Source organism: Caballeronia sp. GAWG1-5s-s, assembly GCF_023631445.1.
Taxonomy (GTDB): Bacteria; Pseudomonadota; Gammaproteobacteria; order Burkholderiales; family Burkholderiaceae; genus Caballeronia.
Genome location: NZ_JALQDC010000030.1, coordinates 89459 through 109085, shown reverse-complemented (window position 1 = coordinate 109085; position 19627 = coordinate 89459). Strand labels below are relative to the sequence as shown.

Here is a 19627-nt window from a genome sequence, read left to right as displayed (position 1 = left end):
GCGACCTGCGGGTTTACAGGGACACGCCCGATTGCGCGCGCTTTTTGCACTTGATAGCGTGACGGATCGCTGACCGGTGCGCCCTATATCGATGCCCGTTCCTCAAGACTTCCACTTCCTGCTGCTGCCGCAGTTCTCGTCGATCGGCTTCATGTCCGCGATCGAGCCGCTGCGCGTGGCGAACCGCTTCAGGGGCGAGCTGTACCGCTGGCACATTGTTTCGGTCGATGGCGGGCCGGTCGTCGCGAGCAACGGCATTTCGCTCAATGCGGAGCGTTCCATCGACGAAGCCGCCGATGTGCGCGCGCTCATCGTCGTATCGGGATTCGAGCCGCTCGCCGCGTACACGCGCGGCATCGGCGAGTGGCTGCGCAGACTGGATCGCGCAGGCGCGACGCTCGGCGGCATCGATACGGGGAGTTTCATTCTTGCCGAAGCGGGGCTGCTCGCGGGCAAGCGCGTGACCTTGCACTGGGAGGCGCTGGCGGCATTCGCGGAGCAGTATCCGTCCATCGAAACGAGCCAGGAGATCTTCGAGATCGACGCGCGACGCATCACCTGCGCGGGCGGCACGGCATCCATCGACTTGATGCTCGACCTGATCGCGCGCGATCACGGCGCGGAACTCGCCGCGCAAGTCTCCGAGCAGTTCGTGCTCGGGCGCATCCGGCAGCGCAGCGATCATCAGCGCATGAAGATCGCCGCGCGTTACGGCATTCATAACCGCAAGCTGATACAGGTGATCGGCGTGATGGAGCAGCACATGGAAGAGCCGCTTGCGCCCGATGCGCTGGCCGAATCCATCGGCGTCACGCGGCGACAGCTGGAACGCCTATTCTGCTCGGCGCTGAAGGACACGCCGACGCATTTCTATCTCGGCCTGCGTCTCGCGCGCGCCCGGGAACTGCTTCAGCAAACCGACATGTCGATACTCGCGGTCTGTGTCGCGTGCGGCTTCGAATCGCCTTCGCATTTTTCGCGGACGTATCGGGCGCGCTTCAATGCGAGCCCGCGGGAGGACCGCAGCGCCGTGCGCGCCGCGATCACCGCCCGGGCCGCCTGACCTCAGAACGAGTGCCGCATGCCGACGCGCACATCTGCCTGCGTGTTCGACGTCGACGGCGTGAAGCTGTAGCCGATGACCGCGTCGACCGGGCCGGAAGAACGCAGATAATCGCCGGAGATATAGACGTCAGTGCGCTTCGACAAGAGATAGTGCAGCCCGAGCGATCCCTGATTCCAGTGATTGCCTTCGAATCGCGTGTGCTGGTAGCCGCCGTAGAGCGCGATATCCGGCCTGAAGTTATAGGATGCGCCCGCCTCGTAGACTCGCATGTAGGACGTCACGCCCAGCCCCTTGATGCTCGTCCACGTGAAATTGCCCGACACCATGAGATCGCCGATCGTCCACGCGGCGCCCATTGCGAGCGCGCCTTGCTTGTCGGTCGGAAACGCGTTCGTGCTGTAGAGGTCCGTGCGCGCGCCCGTCACGGGATCGATGCTGACGACGGGCTGCCCGAGGAACGTATGCGCGCCGATCATCGCATACGGATCGAACGCATAGATGCCATTGGGGTTATTCAATTGCGTATAGGCGATGCCTAAGTTAAACGTATTTGCGGCGTAGTGTCCGCCCACGCTCCATGCGCTATTGCGATGAAAGTTGCCCGCGACGTTGCCGAACGAATACATGCCGCCGAACGTGAAGCCGCCGTAGTTGCTGGACAGGAACTTCACCGAGTTCGGCAGCCGGTCGCCGTTCATGCGGTCGAAGTCGCCCTGGTGAATCGCATAGCCGCTCGCCCACGCAGAGATGTTGTACAGATAGACGAACTCTTCGGTCATATCCAGCTGATTACCGAACGACACCTGGCCCCACTCCTTGCTTGCGAGACCCACGTACGCCTGACGGCCGAACTCCGCGCCGCCGAATGCGTAGCTCCCGTTGCCGAGATGGAAGCCCGACTCCAGCGCGAAGACCGCTTGCAGTCCGCCGCCCAGATCTTCCGTTCCGCGAAAGCCGATACGGTTGCCGTAAGAGATGCCGTCGTCGAACTTCACGACATGCGAACCGCCGGTGTTGTTCACATAGGTAATGCCTGCGTCGATAATGCCGTAGAGCGTCACGCTGCTTTGTGCTTGTGCTTGAAGAGGCGCGATGGACGCGCTTGCTGCGAGGACGAAACCGGTGATGCACGACGCGCGTCGTGCGTGGCGTTGTACGGCATTCGGTGTGTTCATCAGCGTGTCCTTTTTATTGTGGATCGACACGTAAAGTAAATTGCCATATACGTGGCGGCTCGACTAATTGCGACGCAAATGTGTTCAGTTGCGACGAGATCGCGCTGCATGCGTCGGCGCAGTGAGTCTGTTACTTCACACCCAGCGCGCTTTGAACCGCTTCCAGTCCATTGCCGCCGTTAGCCGTGGTCACGCCTTCGAGCCATGTTTTGAGGAGCGCGGGATTGCGCTTGAGCGCATCGGTTGCAGCCGAATCGATCTTCCGCTTCTTGTCGAGCACGTCGGTAATGACGCCGTTCTCCAGATCGACGTTGAACGCCATCTGCCGGAACAGACGCCCGACGTTCGGGCATTGCTGTTCATAGCCGCTGCGCGAGACCGTGTTCACCGTCGCGCCGCCGAAGTTCGGACCGAGATACTTGTCGCCGCCATCCAGATAGACGAGCTTGAACTTCGTGTTCATCAGATGCGGCTCCCACGCGAGGAAAACGATGAACTTCTTGTCGCGTATGGCGCGCTCGACTTGCGTCAGCATGCCGGTTTCGCTCGATTCCACGACCTTCCAGTCGCCGAGACCGAAGGCTTTGTCGTCCACCATCTTCTTGAGGTTCTGATTCGCCGGCGCGCCCGGCTCGATGCCGTAGATGCGCTTGTCGAACTTGTCGGCGTTCTTCTCCAGGTCCGCGAATGAATGCACCCCGGCCGCCGCCACATAGTCCGGCACGGCGAGCGTGAACTTGGCGTTGGTCAGGTTCGGCCGCACCACGTCGATGGATTTCTCGTCGACGAACGGCTTCACGAGCGGCGCCTGCGCGGGCATCCAGTTGCCGAGAAACACGTCGATCTGCCCTTTCTTCAAGCCCTGATACGTGATCGGCACCGAGAGATTCGCGACGTCCTGCCGGTAGCCGAGCGCCTTCAGCACGATGCCGCTCATCGCGTTGGTCGCGTCGATGTCGGTCCAGCCGGGATCGGCCATGCGCACCTGCGTGCAGGACGGCGGATCGGCGGCGAATGCGGCCGACGCCGCGCAGCCGAGCGCGGTATATAAAACTGCCTGAAATAGGACTGTTTTCATCTGCGTTCCTGTCGGTGAGTGCGGTGGATGGTCAAGCGGCTTCAGTGTTCGACGGCGGGAAAGCGCGCCATCGCTTCGAGATCGTCGAGGTCGAGATGATTGCGCATGTAACGCTGGCTTGCATCAACGCGGGGCTGCCAGTCCCACGACTGAATCGCCCCGCGCGTGGTCGACGCGAAATGGAAGTGACGGCGGCGCTGGCTCGCCAGCACGTCGCGATGCAACGCGTCGAGATCCCAGCGGCGCGCCACTTCCTCGCGAAACGCGGCAACGAGCGCGCGGTGCCGTTCGTCTTCGGCGAGATTACTGCGCTCGAACGGATCGGCTTCGAGGTCATAAAGCTGGTCGGGATCGACCTTCGTATGAATGAACTTGTACGCGCCGCGCCGGATCATGACGATCGGCGCGATCGCGCCTTCGGCCAGATACTCGCCGATCGCTTCGTCATGACCGCCCGTTCCCTTCAGATGCGGCATGAGGCTGCGTCCGTCGATGGCATCGGGCCAGTCGCGCGGCTGGTCATTACCCGCGAGATCGACGAGCGTCGGCAGCAGATCGAGATGCGAGACGGAGTCGGCGACGCGATGCGCCTCGAAGCGCCCAGGCCGATGCACGATGAGCGGCACGCGGCAGCCGCCCTCGAAGAAGGTCATCTTGTACCAGAGGTTGCGCTCTCCGAGCATCTCGCCGTGGTCGGACGTGACGATGATCGTGGTGTCGTCCGCGAGTCCGGCCTGCTCCAGCGCTTCCAGAATGGCGCCGAACTGGTCATCGACATACGACACCGCGCCGTAATAAGCACGCCGCGCGTTGCGGATCTGCTGGTCGGTCGGCGGCGTGCGGTCGGCTTCGTAGACGTGACGCAGACGCCGCGAATGCGGATCGCTCGCTTCCAGCGAGTCGCGATGAAGCGGCATGTCCACATCCTCATCGCGGTACATGTCCCAGTATTTGCGCGGTATCGCATACGGGTCGTGCGGATGCGTCAGCGACGCCACCATCAGGAAAGGCCGCGCGTCCTTGCCCGCTTGCCGCTCGCGGGCGAGATCGAAGAGCTTCTGGCGGGCGGTGAACGTCACTTCGTCGTCGAAGTCGAGTTGATTGGTCCGCACGCACGGACCTGCATCGATGACGGAACTCATGTTGTGATACCACGATGGGCGCGTTTCGAAGTCGCGCCAGTCGGGCGTCCAGCCGAAATCGGCGGGATAGATATCGGTGGTGAGACGCTCTTCGAAGCCGTGCAATTGATCCGCGCCGCAGAAATGCATCTTGCCCGACAGGATCGTGCGATAGCCCTCGGCGCGCAGATAATGCGCGAAGGTCAGCGTCTCGGACGGAAACTCGGCGGCGTTGTCATAAGCGCCGATCTTCGAGGGCAGCTTTCCCGCCAGCAAGGAGAAACGCGACGGCGCGCACAGCGGACTCGCGCAGTACGCCGATTCGAACACCACGCCGCGACGCGCGAGCGCGTCGATATGCGGCGTCTTCGTCACGCGGTTGCCGTACGCGGCGAGCGCGAACGGCGTCAGTTGATCGGCCATCAAAACAAGGATATTTTGTTTCGCTTCAAGCATGGAGCACGCCTCGAATAGAATCGGATGCCGGAATCCGCGCGCCCGGGTTGTTCGCGCAACGCCACTATTGCCGTCCGATTTTCGTCTGTGAAGACGACATTTCGTTATGCGCTCATAAGGAGCCGTTATGCCGCGACAAGACCGCCTGCCGCCCATGCAGGCGCTGCTGATGTTCGAATCCGCCGCGCGGCTCGCGAGCTTCACGGCGGCGGCGCGCGAACTCGGCTCGACGCAGCCCGCGGTGAGCCAGCGCGTCGTGCAACTGGAAGAAGCGCTCGGGACGGCGCTTTTCGAGCGCGGCCATCGCGGCGTGACGCTCACCGAAGACGGCGCGCGCCTCTTCGACGCGGTGCGTCAGGGCCTCGACGTCATCCGCCAGGCCACGGGCGATATCCGCTCGCGCCGTGCCCAGCGCGCGCTCACCTTGTCGACAGACTTCGGCTTCGCCACCTACTGGCTCATGCCGCGCCTGCCGCAATTCAAGGCGCTGATGCCCGATGTCGACGTGAAGATCATCACGTCGCAGCAGATGCCGAGTGCGTCCGGCGACGGCGCGGACGTGGCCATCGTGTTCGGCGACATGCACGGCGACTGGGGCGCGCGCCGGGCCGTGAAGCTGTTCCCGGAACGCGTCACGCCCGTATGCAGCCCCACGTTCGCGGCGACGCACGACACGTCCGATCTCTCGCGGCTACCGCTGTTACACGTCGAGCGCACGCAGCCGGAGCGGTGGCTCTCGTGGCACGCGTGGTTCGACGCGCACGGACAAGCCGCGCCGCCGATGCATGGCGGGCTGACCTTTAACAGCTACGCGCTGGTGGCGCATGCGGCGGTCATGGGCCAGGGCGTCGCGCTGGGCTGGTCGCCGCTCATCGACGAACTGGTCGCTACGGGCCAGCTCGTCGCGTTGAGTGAAACCTCGCTCGTCACCGATCGCGGCTACATGCTGCTGACGCGGCGCGAAGAACCGCCCGCCGTGCGCGCGTTTCAGGACTGGCTGCTGGACGAGTGCGACGCAATCGTCTGACGCAAACGGCTCGCCTTTTTCTTGCCGTTTTTGTTGATTGACCGTTCAAAATAAAAAAAGTAGCATGTGCCGACGCTCTGGTAAATGCCAAGGGCGGCCGTGCTCTCACAGGTCGATCACCATGCCCAAGCTTGGAATGCGCGAGCTTCGTCGCGCGCAACTTATCGATGCCACGTTGCTGACCATCGACGAAGTCGGACTCACGGGCGCCACGCTCGCGACCGTGGCGCAGCGCGCGTCGATTTCGACGGGCATCGTGAGCCATTACTTCGGCGATAAGGACGGGCTGCTGGAAGCCACGATGCGCCATGTATTGCGATCCCTGTGGCAAGGCACCTCGCGCCGGCGCAAGGCCGCGAAGCCCGATGCGCGTTCGAAACTGCGCGCGGTCGTCGCCGCGAACTTCGACGTCGAGCAGGTCAACGGACCGGTCATGAAAACGTGGCTCGCGTTCTGGTCCGAGAGCATGCACAAGGAACACCTGCGGCGCTTGCAATACGTGAATACGCGCCGTCTGTACTCGAACCTCTGCACCGACTTCTCGCGCGTGCTGAGCCGCCCTGCCGCGCGCCGCGCGGCGACGGGACTCGCGGCGCTGATCGACGGTCTGTGGTTGCGTGGCGCGCTCGCGGGCGAACCGTTCGATACGAAGAGCGCGCTGCGCGTCTCGTACGACTACATCGATCTCATGATCCAGCCACGCGACTGATCCCCACAACGCACTCAGGAGACGCAGGCGATGCCCCTTTTCGACGAGCAACGGCTTTACATCGGCGGTGAATATGTCGATGCGACGAGCGGCGAAACCTTCGAGACGTTCGATCCCGCCACGGGTGAAAGCCTCGCGCGCGTGCAGCAGGCCTCGCAGGCCGACATCGACCGGGCGGTGCGGTCAGCGCAGGCCGCGCAGCAGGAATGGGCCGCGTTGACGGCGATGCAACGCTCGCGCATTCTGCGTCGCGCGGTGGACTTGCTCCGCGCGCGCAACGACGAACTCGCCGCCCTCGAAACGCGCGATACGGGCAAGCCGATCGCCGAGACGCGCGCCGTGGATATCGTCACGGGCGCGGACGTTATCGAGTATTACGCGGGGCTCGCGACCGCCATAGAAGGCGAGCAGATACCGCTGCGCGAAGCGTCCTTCGTCTATACGCGGCGCGAGCCCATCGGCGTGTGCGCGGGCATCGGCGCGTGGAATTATCCGATACAGATCGCATGCTGGAAGTCGGGGCCCGCGCTCGCGGCAGGCAACGCGATGATCTTCAAGCCGAGCGAAGTCACGCCCTTGAGCGCGTTGAAGCTCGCGGAAATCTACACGGAAGCGGGGGCGCCGCCGGGCTTGTTTAACGTGGTACAGGGCGATGCCCGCGTCGGGGCGATGCTCGCGGAGCACGCGGGCATCGACAAGATCTCGTTCACCGGCGGCATCGAGACCGGCAAGAAGGTGATGGCGCGCGCGGGCGGTTCCACGCTCAAGGACGTGACGATGGAACTCGGCGGCAAGTCGCCGCTGATCGTCTTCGCCGATTCGAATCTCGAACGCGCCGCCGATATCGCGATGAGCGCGAACTTCTTCAGCTCGGGCCAGGTATGCACCAACGGCACGCGCGTGTTCGTCGAGCGTGGTGTCGTCGAGCACTTCGAACGCCTTGTGTTGGAACGCGTGAAGCGCATTCGCATCGGCGCGCCGGAGAATGCGGATACGAACTTCGGGCCGCTTGTCAGCGCCGCGCAGATGCATAAGGTGCTCGGCTACATCGAAGAAGGCAAGCGCGAAGGCGCGCGGCTCATTGCAGGCGGCGAGCGTCTGACCGATGGCGCATTCGCTCGCGGCAATTACGTAGCGCCGACCGTCTTCGCGGATTGCCGCGACGACATGCGCATCGTGCAGGAAGAGATATTCGGTCCGGTCATGTGCATCCTGCCCTTCGACGACGAGGCCGAAGTCATCGCCCGCGCGAACGACACGATCTATGGCCTCGCCGCGGGCGTCGTGACCGAGAACCTGTCGCGCGCGCACCGCGTGGTGCATCGGCTGCATGCGGGCATCTGCTGGATCAATACGTGGGGCGAATCGCCCGCGGAGATGCCCGTTGGCGGATACAAGCAGTCCGGCATCGGTCGCGAGAACGGCATCGTCACCCTGCACGCCTATACGCGCATCAAGTCGGTTCAGGTGGAACTCGGACCGTATCAACCCGTGTTTTGAGGAGCATGCCGATGAGCGCGAAAGAATTCGACTACATCATCGTCGGCGCGGGTTCGGCGGGCAACGTGCTCGCGTCCCGTCTGACCGAAGACCAAGACGTGACTGTGCTGCTGCTGGAAGCAGGCGGTCCCGATTACCGCTTCGATTTCCGCACGCAGATGCCGGCCGCGCTCGCGTATCCGCTGCAAGGGCGCCGCTATAACTGGGCCTACGAAACGGAGCCTGAGCCGCACATGAACAACCGCCGCATGGAATGCGGACGCGGCAAGGGGCTCGGCGGATCGTCGCTCATCAACGGCATGTGCTATATCCGCGGCAATGCGCTCGATTACGACAACTGGGCGTCGATTCCGGGGCTCGAAAACTGGAGCTACCTCGATTGCCTGCCGTATTTCCGCAAGGCCGAGACGCGCGATATCGGCCCGAACGAATACCACGGTGGCGACGGCCCGGTGCATGTGACGACGAGCAAGCCCGGCAACAATCCGCTTTTTGCCGCGATGGTGGAAGCCGGCGTGCAGGCGGGCTATCCGCGCACGGACGATCTCAACGGCTATCAGCAAGAAGGCTTCGGCCCGATGGATCGGACCGTCACGGCGAACGGCCGGCGCGCGAGCACCGCGCGTGGCTATCTCGACCGCGCGAGGCATCGCGCCAATCTCACCATCGTGACGCATGCCGCAACGGACCGCGTGCTCTTTTCAGGCAAGCGCGCGATCGGCGTCGCTTATCTGCATGGCGGCCAGCGCGAGACGGCGCATGTGCGTCGGGAAGTGCTCGTGTGCTGCGGTGCGATTGCGTCGCCTCAGTTGTTGCAACGCTCCGGCGTAGGGCCGTCCTCATGGCTGAAGGAACTGGAGATCCCGTTGGTGCATCACTTGCCGGGCGTCGGCGAGAACCTTCAGGATCATCTGGAGATGTACATGCAGTACGCATGCAAGGAACCGGTGACGCTCTACCCTGCGCTGAAGTGGTGGAACCAGCCGGCTATCGGGCTCGAATGGATGGTCAAGGGAACCGGCATCGGCGCGACGAATCATTTCGAAGCGGGCGGCTTCATCCGCACGCGCGACGACGATCTCTGGCCGAACATCCAGTATCACTTCCTGCCCGTCGCGATCAATTACAACGGCTCCAATCCCATCGAGATGCACGGCTTTCAGGCGCACGTCGGCTCCATGCGTTCGCCGAGCCGCGGCCGCGTGAAGCTCAAGTCGCGCGATCCGAACGCGCATCCGAGCATCCTGTTCAACTATATGGCCGATCCGCTCGACTGGCGCGAGTTCCGCGACGGAATCCGCATCACGCGGGACATCATGCGGCAGCCGGCGCTCGCGCGCTATCGCGGAGAAGAGCTGCATCCCGGCACCGATGCAATGAGCGATAGCGAGCTCGATGCGTTCGTGCGCGCGAAGGCGGAGACCGCATATCACCCTTCTTGCTCGTGCAAGATGGGCTATGACGACATGGCGGTCGTCGACACCGAGGGGCGCGTGCACGGCATGACCGGCCTGCGCGTCGTGGACGCATCGATCATGCCGCAGATCACGACGGGCAACCTGAACGCGCCGACCATCATGCTCGCGGAGAAGATCGCGGACCGCATTCGAGGCATCGCGCCGCTTCCTAAAGTCAATACTCCTTATTTTGTTGCCGACAGCGCCAGAAAGCAGCGCGCTTCTGTGAGCGCGAACGCGCCGCTACGGTCCGTCGTCAGCGTCAAAGAGCTTTGAAGCAAGCAGCCATCACACGTTCACATCTTTCAACTGGAGCAGCGATGAGACACTTCGTAGCCGGATTGACATGCACCTTCGCTATTGCTTTCGCCAGCAGCTTCGCCGTGAGCGCGCAGGCGGCGGATCCGGCTAGCTGCCGGACCGTTCGCATGGCCGACATCGGCTGGTCCGACATCGCCGCGACGACCGGGCTGACAACCAACGTCCTGCAAGGACTGGGCTATGCGCCGTCGAAGATGATGGCCTCGGTTCCCATCACGTTCGCCGGCGTGAAGTCGAAACAGATCGACGCCTTTCTCGGCTACTGGTCGCCTTCCATGGACCCGGTCATCGAGCCGTTCGTCAAGTCCGGGTCTGTCAAGGTCGTGAACCCGCCTAACTTGACCGGTGCGAAATATACGCTGGCCGTTCCCGACTATGTTTATCAAGCGGGCATCAAAAGCTTCTCCGATATCGCGAAGAACGCGGACAAGCTGCAGTACAAGATCTATGGAATCGAGCCGGGCAACGACGCCAATATTCTTATCGACAAAATGATCAAGGCCAATCAGTACGGTCTCGGCAAATTCAAGCTCGTGGAATCCAGCGAGGCGGGCATGCTCGTGCAGGTGAACCGGGCGATTCAGAACAAAGAGTGGATCGTCTTCCTCGGCTGGGAACCGCATCCGATGAACGTGCGAATGAAGATCAACTATCTATCAGGCGGCGATGACGTGTTCGGCCCGAATTACGGTGAAGCGAAGGTGTACACCGTGCAGCCGACCGATTACGCGACCCGATGCCCGAACGCGGCGAAGCTCTTTTCTAACCTTCGTTTCAGTACCGCGATGGAGAATCAGATCATGACTCACATCATGGACAAGGAAGACCCGAACAAGGCCACGCTCGATTGGCTGAAGGCCAACCCTTCCATTCTCGACGGCTGGCTCGCGGGCGTGACGACGATCGACGGAAAGCCGGGACTGCCTGCGGTCAAGGCTTATCTGGCGAACCACTGAGACGCGAACGGACTCATCGCCCAGTAGCGGCAGTTCGACTGCGGACTAAAACAAGGAGTGCTGCTGGCGATTCGATTCGCCAGCAGCTTGCATTCGACGACGAAGCCCTGAGCAACTCATGACCCATGAAAAGGCGTCGGCCTATGGCGCATTATTCGTAGCGATACTGCTCGAGATCGGCGCAACGACTTGCCTGCAGCGGTCCGAACAGTTCACGAAGCTCGCCCCGACGTTCGCAATGGCTTGTCTTTATCTGGGCGCGTTCTATTTTCTCTCTATCGTGCTGAAGACGATTCCCGTCGGACTGGCTTACGCCATCTGGAGCGGGCTAGGCATCGTGCTCATTTCGTGCATCAGCATCTTCGTGTTCCATCACAAGCTGGATGCGCCCGCCTTTCTCGGTCTTGCGCTCATCGTAGTGGGCGTCGTCATCATCAATGTGTTTTCGAAGGCGAGCGTGCATTGAGCGTTGGCTATCTGGATTAGCTCAGAGGTCACGCCGCTTAAGCCCCGGCAGCATGCGCGTCAATACGGCATCGCGCACGACCCAGTGATGGAACAGCGCAGCGGCCGCATGCGCCGCCGCGAGCACGATGATCGCCCAGCCGATGAACTCGTGCGCTTCACCGATGTTGTGATGCGCCGCCTTGCTGAACGGTGCGAACGGCGGCGGAATCAGGAGGCCGAAGAAGCTCATCGACTCGTCGCCCGACCATCTCAACACGAAGCCCAGCACGGCTTCTGAAACGAGTAATGCATACAGCAGATAGTGCACGCCCTTGGCCGCAAGCTCTGCCCATCCGGACGAGGCGACGGGCGCCTGATGCCCGGGCGACACGCGCCACAGAATGCGCGCAATGATCACCGCCGACAACGTGATGCCGAGGGACATGTGCGCCACGATCAGAAGATGCCGTGTCGGCCGGGGCGTGAAACCCCACACCTGAGACAGAATGAACTGAGCCAGCACGAGAACGGCGGTCAGCCAGTGCAGCGTGATGGACACGCGGTCGTACGAGGTTCTGTCGTCGCCGGCCGCGATGCGCGTCGCCGTCATGGCGGGATTTGATGGTTGCTTGCGTTGCATGGTGCAATGTCCGGAAAGGGAGCCGCTCCGGTTGTTCAACATTCGTGAACAAGGCGCGACTAGGGAGTTCGCGAGGCAGTCAAGCGCTCGACATCGGAAGATAGCAGAATAGCCGGAAGGTTTCCGCGATTCTTTGACGAGCCCCAAAGTCTGTTACGCCGCTGCTTAAGGCTCGCTTAACGGCGTGCCGCGCATGCACGAATGCAAACCATTGGCATTCGTGGTCACCGCGCGCTCGAGGGCTTTTCGCGCTCGCATTGCGCGCTGGCGATACAGTTGTGCTTCTGATCCGCAGGCCCACCGTTATGGCATCAAAACAAGAATTGAAGCGATATCGCGCGAATCTTGCCGATGAACTGCACAGCGCGGCACTCTACGAGACGCTCGCGCGCGTCGAAGCGCGAGCCGACCGCAAGCGTATTTTCGCGGAACTCGCGGCATCGGAGAAGCAGCACGCCCAAGTCTGGGCGGACAAGCTGCGAGCGAACCACGAACGCGCTCGCACAGGACCGGCGCTGAAAACCGCGCTGATGAAGGGACTGGTTCATGTGTTCGGCGCGCGCTTCGTGCTCCCGACGCTTGCTGCATCCGAGTTTGCCGACCGGAACAAATACGCGGGCAATCCCGATACGGCAACGATGTCGGCCGACGAGCACCGTCACGCGAACGTCGTGCAGTCGCTGGCCAATGAGGGCAAACAAGCCGCGACGAAAGGCGCTGAAATCGCCGATGCGGAGTCGTGGCACCGGGGCGTCTCATCGGGCAACGATCTGCGCGCAGCGGTGCTCGGCGCCAACGACGGTCTCGTGTCCAACTTCTGCCTCATCATGGGCGTGGCCGGCGCGAGCGCGCCCAACCGGGCCATTCTGTTGACTGCGCTGGCGGGCATCATCGCGGGCGCGTGTTCGATGGCGCTCGGCGAGTGGCTGTCGGTCACGAACGCGCGTGAACTCGCCAGGACACAGATTCAACGCGAAGCGGACGAACTCGAACATACGCCGGAAGCCGAAGAGCACGAGCTTCGCATGATCTATCGGGCAAAGGGTCTGGATGGCGAGGAAGCAAGCCGCGTCGCGTCACAGATCATGCGCGACAAAGACAAGGCGCTCGATGCGCTCACGCGCGAAGAACTCGGCCTCGACCCGGCCGAACTCGGCGGCAACCCGTGGTCCGCGGCCGCCGTATCGTTCTGCCTGTTCTCGGCGGGAGCCGTGTTTCCCGCGATGCCGTTCCTGTGGTCCTCGGGACGGCCTGCGATCGTTCAATGCATCGCACTGAGCATACTGGCGCTCGCGGCCATCGGCATGTTCACATCGCTCTTCAATGGCCGCGGCACGGTCTTCTCCGCCGCGCGTCAGATTGTGATCGGACTTGCCGCCGCTGCTTTCACATCCGGCGTCGGGCATCTGCTCGGGGTCTCGGTCTCCTGAAACCTGTCCTCACTGCGCCCTGAGCAACGCGGACACGTGCACCGAACGCGTCTCTTCCGCGATATCGAGGGCCGTCTTGCCGCGATCATCGCGCAGATCGCGATTCGCGCCGCGCGCGAGCAGCATCGATGCGGTGGCCGCCTGATCGTAGCCCGCTGCCCACATGAGCGCGGTCAGATGGTTGTGATACGCGGCGTTGACATCGACACCCGCATCGAGCAGACGTTGCACGATCGCCGTTTGTCCGCGCCCCGCGGCATATTCCATTGCGGTCTTGCCGACGCGATCGGTCGCTGCCGTATCGGCGTGATGCGCGATGAGCAGCGCCGCGATTTCATCGTTGCCGTCGAACGCGACGGCCATCATCGGCGTAATGCCTTGCACGTCGGCCTGATTCACGTTCGCGCCGCGCTCAATCAGCATGCGCGCAAGCGGCGTCATGCCTCGTTTGCACGCGCTGATAAGCGGCGTGTCGCCGATGCGATTGCGTGAGTTGACATTCGCGCCCTGATCGAGCATCTGCGCGACGGCCTGCGCATCGCCATTGCGCGTCGCGATGAGCAGCCGTTCGTTGAGCGCGTATGCGTCGGTGTCAGCGCGCGCTTGCGGCATGACCGCGAGTGCCGCGCACGCCAGAAGAAAGGTGCCTGTGAATCGCAGCATCATTGCAGATTGGCGACGTAGTTCGCGAGATTCTCGATATCCGCGTCGGTCAGGTTCTTGGTCACGCTCGTCATGTTGCCTGCATCGTTCGTGCGCTTCTTTTCGCGGAAGTCCTGCAACTGCTTCACGATATACGCATACTGCTGGCCGCCCACGCGCGGTATCTCGTTCTGCCCTTTGAAGCCGCCGAGATGACACATGGTGCAGAGCACTTCGTCGGACTTCTTCTTGCCTGCTTCCACTTTCACCGGGTCCGCCTTGAAGTCGGTCGGCGCGAGCGTCTGCGCGGCGAAGTAGTCGGCGAGATCATGCATGTCTTCCGATGAAAGATTCGCCGCCATCGGCGACATGCGCGGGTCGCTGCGGCGGCCCGCCTTGAAGTCACGCAGTTGCAGGAAGATATAACGCGACGACTGCCCCGCGAGCGACGGATAGTCGCCGCTCGTCGAATTGCCGTTCTGACCATGACATGCCGCGCACACGGCGGCTTTCGCTGCGCCCGCCTGCGCATCGGCATGCGCGAGACAGGGCAGCGAAAGCGCCACGCACGCGGCGATCGCGGCGGTCTTGCGCATCCTCGGAAGCATCATCATCGGCAACGCGCTCAAGGCAACGCAAACACGAGCAGACTGTTGCCGCGCTTGAAGTCGAGTTGCGTATTGCCGCCCGCCGCGACCGCGATGTATTGCTTGCCATTCACCATGTACGACACCGCCGGCGCGTTGACGCCCGCGCCGCACTGGAACTCCCACAGCTTGCGGCCCGTCGAGGCGTCGAACGCGCGGAAGAGACCATTGCCCTCGCCGTTGAACACGAGGCCGCCCGCGGTCGCGAGCACGCCGCCGATCAATGGCTGATCCGTCTTGTAGCCCCACGCTATCTTGCCTGTATCGACATTCACCGCGACGAGCCTGCCCCATTGCTGCTCGCCCGGGATGGTCTTGAACGCGCCGCCGAGCCACAGCTTGCCGCCCGGATACGCTGCGTCTTCGACCTGATACGTCATCGGCTGATGCAGGTTCGCCGCGTAAGCCATGCGCGTCCGGGGATTGAACGCCATGGGCGACCATTCGACGCCGCCGTTCGCGCCGGGCAACATGCGCGCGCCGGTCGGCGTCGGCAGCGTCCATACGCCCTCTTGCGGGATCATCGCTTCGGAAATGCGGATGATGTGTCCGTCGCGGCGATCATGCACGTACACGAAGCCTGTCTTGCCGCCATGAATGATGGCGGGCACCATCTGCCCGTTCTTGTCCTTCACGTCGATGAGAATGGGCGGACTGACCGCATCCAGATCCCATACGTCATGCGCAATGTACTGGTAGTGCCACTTGTACTTGCCCGTATCGAGATCGATGGCGACGAGCGAATCGGTATAGAGATTGTCGCCGGGACGAATCGCGCCATAGAGGTCCGGCGAAGGATTGCCCACGACGAAGTAAACGGTGCGCGTCGCGCGGTCGACCGCTGGCGCCATCCACACGCCGCCGCCGAGCGTCTTTTCGAAATCCCGGCCCTTGTCCGCGAGCGTCTTCTTCTCCGCTTCGATATCGCGCTTCATGTTGCGGCCGACCGCGTCGTTCTCGGCCCAGACGCCCTCGCTGCCGGAATCCGGAATCGTGTAGAACGTCCAAAGCAATTGACCGGAATTCGCGTCGAATGCTTTCACGAAGCCGCGTATGCCGTACTCGCCGCCGTTCGTGCCGATCAGCACCTTGCTGTCCACCACGACGGGCGCCATCGTTTCCGAGTAGCCGTCCTCCGGGTCCGCGATCTGCGACGACCAGACGAGATTGCCCGTCTTCGCGTCGAGCGCGACGAGCTTGGCGTCGAGCGTGCCCATATACAACCGGTCGCCCGATATGGCGACCCCGCGGTTATTCGGCCCGCAGCAGAAGGTCGTCACCGGCCCCATCTTGTGCTTGTAATGCCAGAACTCTTTGCCTGTGACGGCGTCGATGGCATAGACGTGGTTATACGACGTCGTCAGGAACATGACGCCGTTGGACACGATCGGCGCCGTTTCCATCGACTCCATGACGGCAGTCTGGAAGATGAACGCGGGCCGCAGTTTCGCGACATTGGAGCGATTGATCTGACTGGCCGGCGCATAGCGCGTTTCGGAATACGATCCGTTCGAATGCAGCCACGACGCGCTGTCGTTCGCTGCGGCATCGAGCTGTGCTTGCGATATGGGTCGTAACGAAGCAGGAACGGGCGCGGATTCCGTCGTGTTGGTGTTCTGGATCTCGTCGGCGGCGCGGGCCGTAAGCGCTGTCGATGTTCCCCAAGCGCCGATACAGACTGCTATCGAACCAAGCAAAACGCGGGAATAGCCTGTCATGACGTCTCCCTATTCGTTTTCGTTCTTCGCGTGTGGGTCGGGCGTGTCGGCCGTGAGCGGCCTCGTGAATCGCCCGGAACCCGGAGAAAGCATAGGCAATTTAACGAGCTACTTCCAGAACGCGATGATGCGCAAAGCGCGGTGGCGCTCTTTGCGGAGATCGCTCTAAAAGACTGGCTATTCGGTTCCCGCTTTGGCTTTTCCGTCACCGGTGCCTTTACTGGTGCCCGGTGTCACGGGCTGCATGCCGCCTGCCGAGCCTTGCGCGGCCGGACGCGCGTTGCCTGCTGAAGTGTCGGTGGTGCCGCCAGGCGTGGCGGGCTGCATGCCGCCTGCTGATCCTTGCCCGCTGACGCGACCGCTCGCCTTGCCCGTATCGACGCCAGACGCTGCATCGCCGGTTCCTGCCGCGTACACAGACCCGAAGAGGCCCAGCGCGAGCGCGCATAGACACGCCTTCAACGAGAGCGGTTTCATTGCAGTCTCCCAGAGTGAGTCGGGGCACGCTTTTACTTGCCGATGCAGTGCGTAACGGTCGCAGCGTCGCCGTCGGCCGAGTCAAGTATGCATCATCGGCGGCCGGGCGAGCATGGTGTTTCCCCGACTCGCGGGACGGCGCCGCGCGTGCGGGTCGTGTCTGACGAAAGGGCATCGCGGCTCGTTGCTCGTCCCAATGCGCGAGCGCATCGCGTCGTACACTGATCGAATACTCCACACCGCGAGGACATCATGAGCAAAACACAGGATGCGAAGAAGGCGCAGAAGAAAGCCGCCACCAAAACGCCGAAGGAGAAGAAGGAAGCGAAGAAACTCAAGAAGGAGGCAGCGAAGCGGCAGTAAGTTCCATGATGCGTCACCGCCATGAGCGGCCAATGCGTCGCTGCGTTTTAGAACGATCGTTCTTGAACGCGTATGCCTTCACGCTTGCGATCCTTAGTCGCTTCATGCGGATCGTCGCCCGCTTCGACTAAAGCCCTTCACCACACTTCATCGCTCACGCCCATTCATGCCGGGCGTCGAGCGAATATCTGCACGCTTCAAATTACGTTTGAATGCGCTCTCTCCCGTCAAATGTCTTTCAGTGCATTCACCCGGTGGCGTCCCTCACAGATCACCCCGCCATGCCGAATATGTCACGACGTGACGAATTTTCAACGTTTTGAAAAAGCGTACAGCGGCGCGCTTCCGTCGTCGCGGGTGTGAGAATCGCGCCTCGTCTGTCAACGCACAAACGGATGAATCCTCGCGCGCACTGCTCGTCCGTGCGTCGCGCTCGGTAGTCCCATCCGGAACAGAAGCCGCCATGCAAACGCCCCACGCGCCAACGGCACGTTCGTTGCGTCCAACTAGACACCAACCCTGTCACCGCGTCATCGCACCGGCGAATCTCGACGTAAGGTGACACCGATCGCATCCTTTTCCCGGAGAATCAAATGACGAGCCCGACGGTGGGTGACTTCCTTGTCGACCGCCTCTACGCCTGGGGCGTGCGCCGCATTTACGGCTATCCCGGCGACGGCATCAACGGCGTATTCGGCGCGCTGAACCGCGCCAACGGAAAGATCGAATTCATTCAGGCGCGCCACGAGGAAATGGCCGCCTTCATGGCCTCCGCGCACGCGAAGTTCACGGGCGAACTCGGCGTGTGCATCGCGACTTCAGGACCGGGCGCCTCGCACCTGCTCACCGGTCTCTACGATGCCCGCATGGATCACATGCCGGTGCTCGCCATTTGCGGACAACAGGCGCGCGCTTCGCTCGGCGGTCACTATCAGCAAGAGCTCGATTTGTCCGCGATGTTCAAGGACGTCGCGGGTGCCTTCGTGCAGCAGGCGAGCGTGCCTTCGCAGATTCGCCATCTCGTCGATCGCGCGATTCGCACCGCGCTCGGCGAGCGCAGGGTGACGGCGCTCATTCTGCCGAACGATCTGCAAGACCTCGACTACGAACCGCCTGGCCGCAAGCACGGCACCGTGCATTCGGGCGTCGGCTATCGCGCGCCGAAGACGGTGCCCTACGCCGACGATCTGCAACGCGCCGCCGACGTCCTCAACGCGGGCAAGAAAGTCGCGATCCTTGTCGGCGCAGGCGCGCTGCAAGCCACCGACGAAGTGATCGCCGTCGCCGAAAAGCTCGGCGCGGGCGTCGCGAAGGCGCTGCTCGGCAAGGCCGCGCTGCCCGACGATCTGCCGTTCGTGACCGGCTCCATCGGTCTGCTCGGCACGGAGCCGAGCTACAAGATGATGACCGAATGCGACACGCTGCTCATGATCGGCTCGGGCTTTCCTTACTCGGAGTTCCTGCCGAAGGAAGGCGCGGCGCGCGGCGTGCAGATCGACCTGAAGGCGGACATGCTCTCCATCCGCTATCCGATGGAAGTGAACCTCGTCGGCGATAGCGCCGAAACGCTGCGCGCGCTCTTGCCGATGCTGCAACACAAGACGGATCGCGCCTGGCGCGAAGGCATCGAAGGCTGGATGGCCGATTGGTGGAAGAAGCTCGAAAAGCGCGCGCTGGAGCCGGCTACGACAGGCGTGAATCCGCAGCGCACGGTGTGGGAACTGTCGCCGCGCGTGCCGGCCAACGCCATCGTCACAAGTGATTCGGGGTCCTGTGCAAACTGGTACGCGCGTGATCTGAAGGTCAAGCGCGGCATGATGTGCTCGCTGTCCGGCGGCCTCGCTTCGATGGGCGCGGCGGTGCCGTATGCGATCGCGGCGAAGTTCGCGCATCCGGAGCGGCCCGTGATCGCGCTCGTCGGCGACGGCGCCATGCAGATGAACAACATGGCCGAGCTCATCACGGTCGCGAAGTACTGGAAACAGTGGTCCGATCCGCGCTGGATCTGCATGGTGCTCAACAACGAAGACCTGAATCAGGTCACGTGGGAGCAACGCGTGATGAACGGCGATCCGAAGTTCGAGGCGTCACAGAACATTCCGTCCGTGCCGTATCACCGCTTCGCGGAGTTGATCGGCTTGCGCGGCTTTTATGTGGACGACGCCGAGCGCATGGCCGCCGTGTGGGACGACGCGCTGGCATCGGACCGGCCTGTCGTGATCGAAGTGAAGGCGGACCCCAACATCGCGCCGCTGCCGCCGCACATCACGCTGCAACAGGCGAAGGCATTCGCGACGACGCTCTTCGAAGGCGATCCGAACGAACGCAGCATCATCGTCGATACGGCGAAGCAGGTGTTGGGCGCGGTGCTGCCGGGGCACAAGGACGAGTAGACGA

Annotated in this window: 17 protein-coding genes; 9 read left to right on the top strand and 8 right to left on the bottom strand. The window is 62.7% G+C overall.

What is annotated here, in order from left to right:
- Positions 1-91 precede the first annotated feature (91 nt).
- Entirely contained in the window at positions 92-1063 is a 972-nt protein-coding gene (locus NCR34_RS22885; protein ID WP_248323494.1) for a GlxA family transcriptional regulator, read from the top strand.
- Positions 1064-1065: 2 nt separating this feature from the next.
- On the opposite strand, the gene NCR34_RS22880 is transcribed toward NCR34_RS22885, so the two are convergent.
- The 3 genes from NCR34_RS22880 to betC form a co-directional block, all read right to left on the bottom strand.
- Entirely contained in the window at positions 1066-2241 is a 1176-nt protein-coding gene (locus NCR34_RS22880) for a porin (protein ID WP_248323495.1), read from the bottom strand.
- Positions 2242-2371: 130 nt separating this feature from the next.
- Positions 2372-3319, bottom strand: a complete 948-nt coding sequence (locus tag NCR34_RS22875) for a choline ABC transporter substrate-binding protein (protein ID WP_250501102.1) — start codon at positions 3317-3319, stop codon at positions 2372-2374.
- Positions 3320-3360: 41 nt separating this feature from the next.
- The gene (betC, locus tag NCR34_RS22870) at positions 3361-4896 is read right to left on the bottom strand and encodes a choline-sulfatase (RefSeq protein WP_250501101.1); all 1536 of its coding nucleotides are present in this window, start codon (positions 4894-4896) and stop codon (positions 3361-3363) included.
- A 127-nt stretch (positions 4897-5023) separates the two neighbouring features.
- On the opposite strand from betC, the gene NCR34_RS22865 reads away from it, so the two are divergent.
- The 6 genes from NCR34_RS22865 to NCR34_RS22840 all read left to right on the top strand — a co-directional run bounded on the left by NCR34_RS22865 (position 5024) and on the right by NCR34_RS22840 (position 11332).
- Positions 5024-5923, top strand: a complete 900-nt coding sequence (locus NCR34_RS22865) for a choline sulfate utilization transcriptional regulator (protein ID WP_250501100.1) — start codon at positions 5024-5026, stop codon at positions 5921-5923.
- Positions 5924-6044: 121 nt separating this feature from the next.
- Positions 6045-6632 (top strand): transcriptional regulator BetI, encoded by a 588-nt coding sequence (betI, locus tag NCR34_RS22860; RefSeq protein ID WP_250501099.1) that lies wholly within the window; start codon positions 6045-6047, stop codon positions 6630-6632.
- A 30-nt stretch (positions 6633-6662) separates the two neighbouring features.
- The gene (gene betB / locus NCR34_RS22855) at positions 6663-8132 is read left to right on the top strand and encodes a betaine-aldehyde dehydrogenase (RefSeq protein WP_250501098.1); all 1470 of its coding nucleotides are present in this window, start codon (positions 6663-6665) and stop codon (positions 8130-8132) included.
- An 11-nt stretch (positions 8133-8143) separates the two neighbouring features.
- Positions 8144-9865, top strand: a complete 1722-nt coding sequence (gene betA, locus NCR34_RS22850) for a choline dehydrogenase (RefSeq protein WP_250501097.1) — start codon at positions 8144-8146, stop codon at positions 9863-9865.
- 44 nt (positions 9866-9909) lie between these two features.
- Positions 9910-10866 (top strand): choline ABC transporter substrate-binding protein, encoded by a 957-nt coding sequence (locus NCR34_RS22845; RefSeq protein ID WP_284506664.1) that lies wholly within the window; start codon positions 9910-9912, stop codon positions 10864-10866.
- A 118-nt stretch (positions 10867-10984) separates the two neighbouring features.
- Complete coding sequence (locus NCR34_RS22840) at positions 10985-11332, top strand: DMT family transporter (protein ID WP_250501095.1); 348 nt, start codon at positions 10985-10987, stop codon at positions 11330-11332.
- 21 nt (positions 11333-11353) lie between these two features.
- Here NCR34_RS22840 and NCR34_RS22835 read toward each other — a convergent pair whose 3' ends face one another.
- The gene (locus NCR34_RS22835; RefSeq protein ID WP_250501094.1) at positions 11354-11953 is read right to left on the bottom strand and encodes a cytochrome b; all 600 of its coding nucleotides are present in this window, start codon (positions 11951-11953) and stop codon (positions 11354-11356) included.
- A 305-nt stretch (positions 11954-12258) separates the two neighbouring features.
- On the opposite strand from NCR34_RS22835, the gene NCR34_RS22830 reads away from it, so the two are divergent.
- A complete protein-coding gene (locus NCR34_RS22830) occupies positions 12259-13383 on the top strand; it encodes a VIT1/CCC1 transporter family protein (protein WP_250501093.1) in 1125 nt (374 codons plus the stop codon).
- A 9-nt stretch (positions 13384-13392) separates the two neighbouring features.
- On the opposite strand, the gene NCR34_RS22825 is transcribed toward NCR34_RS22830, so the two are convergent.
- The 4 genes from NCR34_RS22825 to NCR34_RS22810 form a co-directional block, all read right to left on the bottom strand.
- Positions 13393-14046 (bottom strand): ankyrin repeat domain-containing protein, encoded by a 654-nt coding sequence (locus NCR34_RS22825; protein WP_502800123.1) that lies wholly within the window; start codon positions 14044-14046, stop codon positions 13393-13395.
- Complete coding sequence (locus tag NCR34_RS22820) at positions 14046-14636, bottom strand: c-type cytochrome (protein ID WP_250501204.1); 591 nt, start codon at positions 14634-14636, stop codon at positions 14046-14048. Before NCR34_RS22820 ends, NCR34_RS22825 begins: the two co-directional genes overlap by 1 nt.
- A 14-nt stretch (positions 14637-14650) precedes the next feature.
- The gene (locus tag NCR34_RS22815; RefSeq protein ID WP_250501092.1) at positions 14651-16390 is read right to left on the bottom strand and encodes a pyrroloquinoline quinone-dependent dehydrogenase; all 1740 of its coding nucleotides are present in this window, start codon (positions 16388-16390) and stop codon (positions 14651-14653) included.
- A gap of 177 nt (positions 16391-16567) precedes the next feature.
- Complete coding sequence (locus NCR34_RS22810; RefSeq protein WP_250501091.1) at positions 16568-16867, bottom strand: hypothetical protein; 300 nt, start codon at positions 16865-16867, stop codon at positions 16568-16570.
- A 956-nt stretch (positions 16868-17823) separates the two neighbouring features.
- On the opposite strand from NCR34_RS22810, the gene NCR34_RS22805 reads away from it, so the two are divergent.
- On the top strand, positions 17824-19623 hold the full coding sequence (locus NCR34_RS22805; RefSeq protein ID WP_248323507.1) for a thiamine pyrophosphate-requiring protein: 1800 nt from the start codon (positions 17824-17826) through the stop codon (positions 19621-19623).
- The last annotated feature ends 4 nt before the right edge of the window (positions 19624-19627 follow it).

Excerpts from the sequence above, each read along its gene's own strand:
- NCR34_RS22865 (WP_250501100.1), top strand. The coding sequence starts at position 5,024 with ATGCCGCGACAAGACCGCCTGCCGCCCATGCAGGCGCTGCTGATGTTC.
- betA (WP_250501097.1), top strand. The coding sequence starts at position 8,144 with ATGAGCGCGAAAGAATTCGACTACATCATCGTCGGCGCGGGTTCGGCG.
- betC (WP_250501101.1), bottom strand. The coding sequence starts at position 4,896 with ATGCTTGAAGCGAAACAAAATATCCTTGTTTTGATGGCCGATCAACTG.
- NCR34_RS22875 (WP_250501102.1), bottom strand. The coding sequence starts at position 3,319 with ATGAAAACAGTCCTATTTCAGGCAGTTTTATATACCGCGCTCGGCTGC.
- NCR34_RS22805 (WP_248323507.1), top strand. The coding sequence starts at position 17,824 with ATGACGAGCCCGACGGTGGGTGACTTCCTTGTCGACCGCCTCTACGCC.
- NCR34_RS22810 (WP_250501091.1), bottom strand. The coding sequence starts at position 16,867 with ATGAAACCGCTCTCGTTGAAGGCGTGTCTATGCGCGCTCGCGCTGGGC.
- betI (WP_250501099.1), top strand. The coding sequence starts at position 6,045 with ATGCCCAAGCTTGGAATGCGCGAGCTTCGTCGCGCGCAACTTATCGAT.
- NCR34_RS22830 (WP_250501093.1), top strand. The coding sequence starts at position 12,259 with ATGGCATCAAAACAAGAATTGAAGCGATATCGCGCGAATCTTGCCGAT.
- NCR34_RS22845 (WP_284506664.1), top strand. The coding sequence starts at position 9,910 with ATGAGACACTTCGTAGCCGGATTGACATGCACCTTCGCTATTGCTTTC.
- NCR34_RS22840 (WP_250501095.1), top strand. The coding sequence starts at position 10,985 with ATGACCCATGAAAAGGCGTCGGCCTATGGCGCATTATTCGTAGCGATA.
- NCR34_RS22825 (WP_502800123.1), bottom strand. The coding sequence starts at position 14,046 with ATGCTGCGATTCACAGGCACCTTTCTTCTGGCGTGCGCGGCACTCGCG.
- NCR34_RS22880 (WP_248323495.1), bottom strand. The coding sequence starts at position 2,241 with ATGAACACACCGAATGCCGTACAACGCCACGCACGACGCGCGTCGTGC.
- betB (WP_250501098.1), top strand. The coding sequence starts at position 6,663 with ATGCCCCTTTTCGACGAGCAACGGCTTTACATCGGCGGTGAATATGTC.
- NCR34_RS22820 (WP_250501204.1), bottom strand. The coding sequence starts at position 14,636 with ATGATGCTTCCGAGGATGCGCAAGACCGCCGCGATCGCCGCGTGCGTG.
- NCR34_RS22815 (WP_250501092.1), bottom strand. The coding sequence starts at position 16,390 with ATGACAGGCTATTCCCGCGTTTTGCTTGGTTCGATAGCAGTCTGTATC.
- NCR34_RS22835 (WP_250501094.1), bottom strand. The coding sequence starts at position 11,953 with ATGCAACGCAAGCAACCATCAAATCCCGCCATGACGGCGACGCGCATC.
- NCR34_RS22885 (WP_248323494.1), top strand. The coding sequence starts at position 92 with ATGCCCGTTCCTCAAGACTTCCACTTCCTGCTGCTGCCGCAGTTCTCG.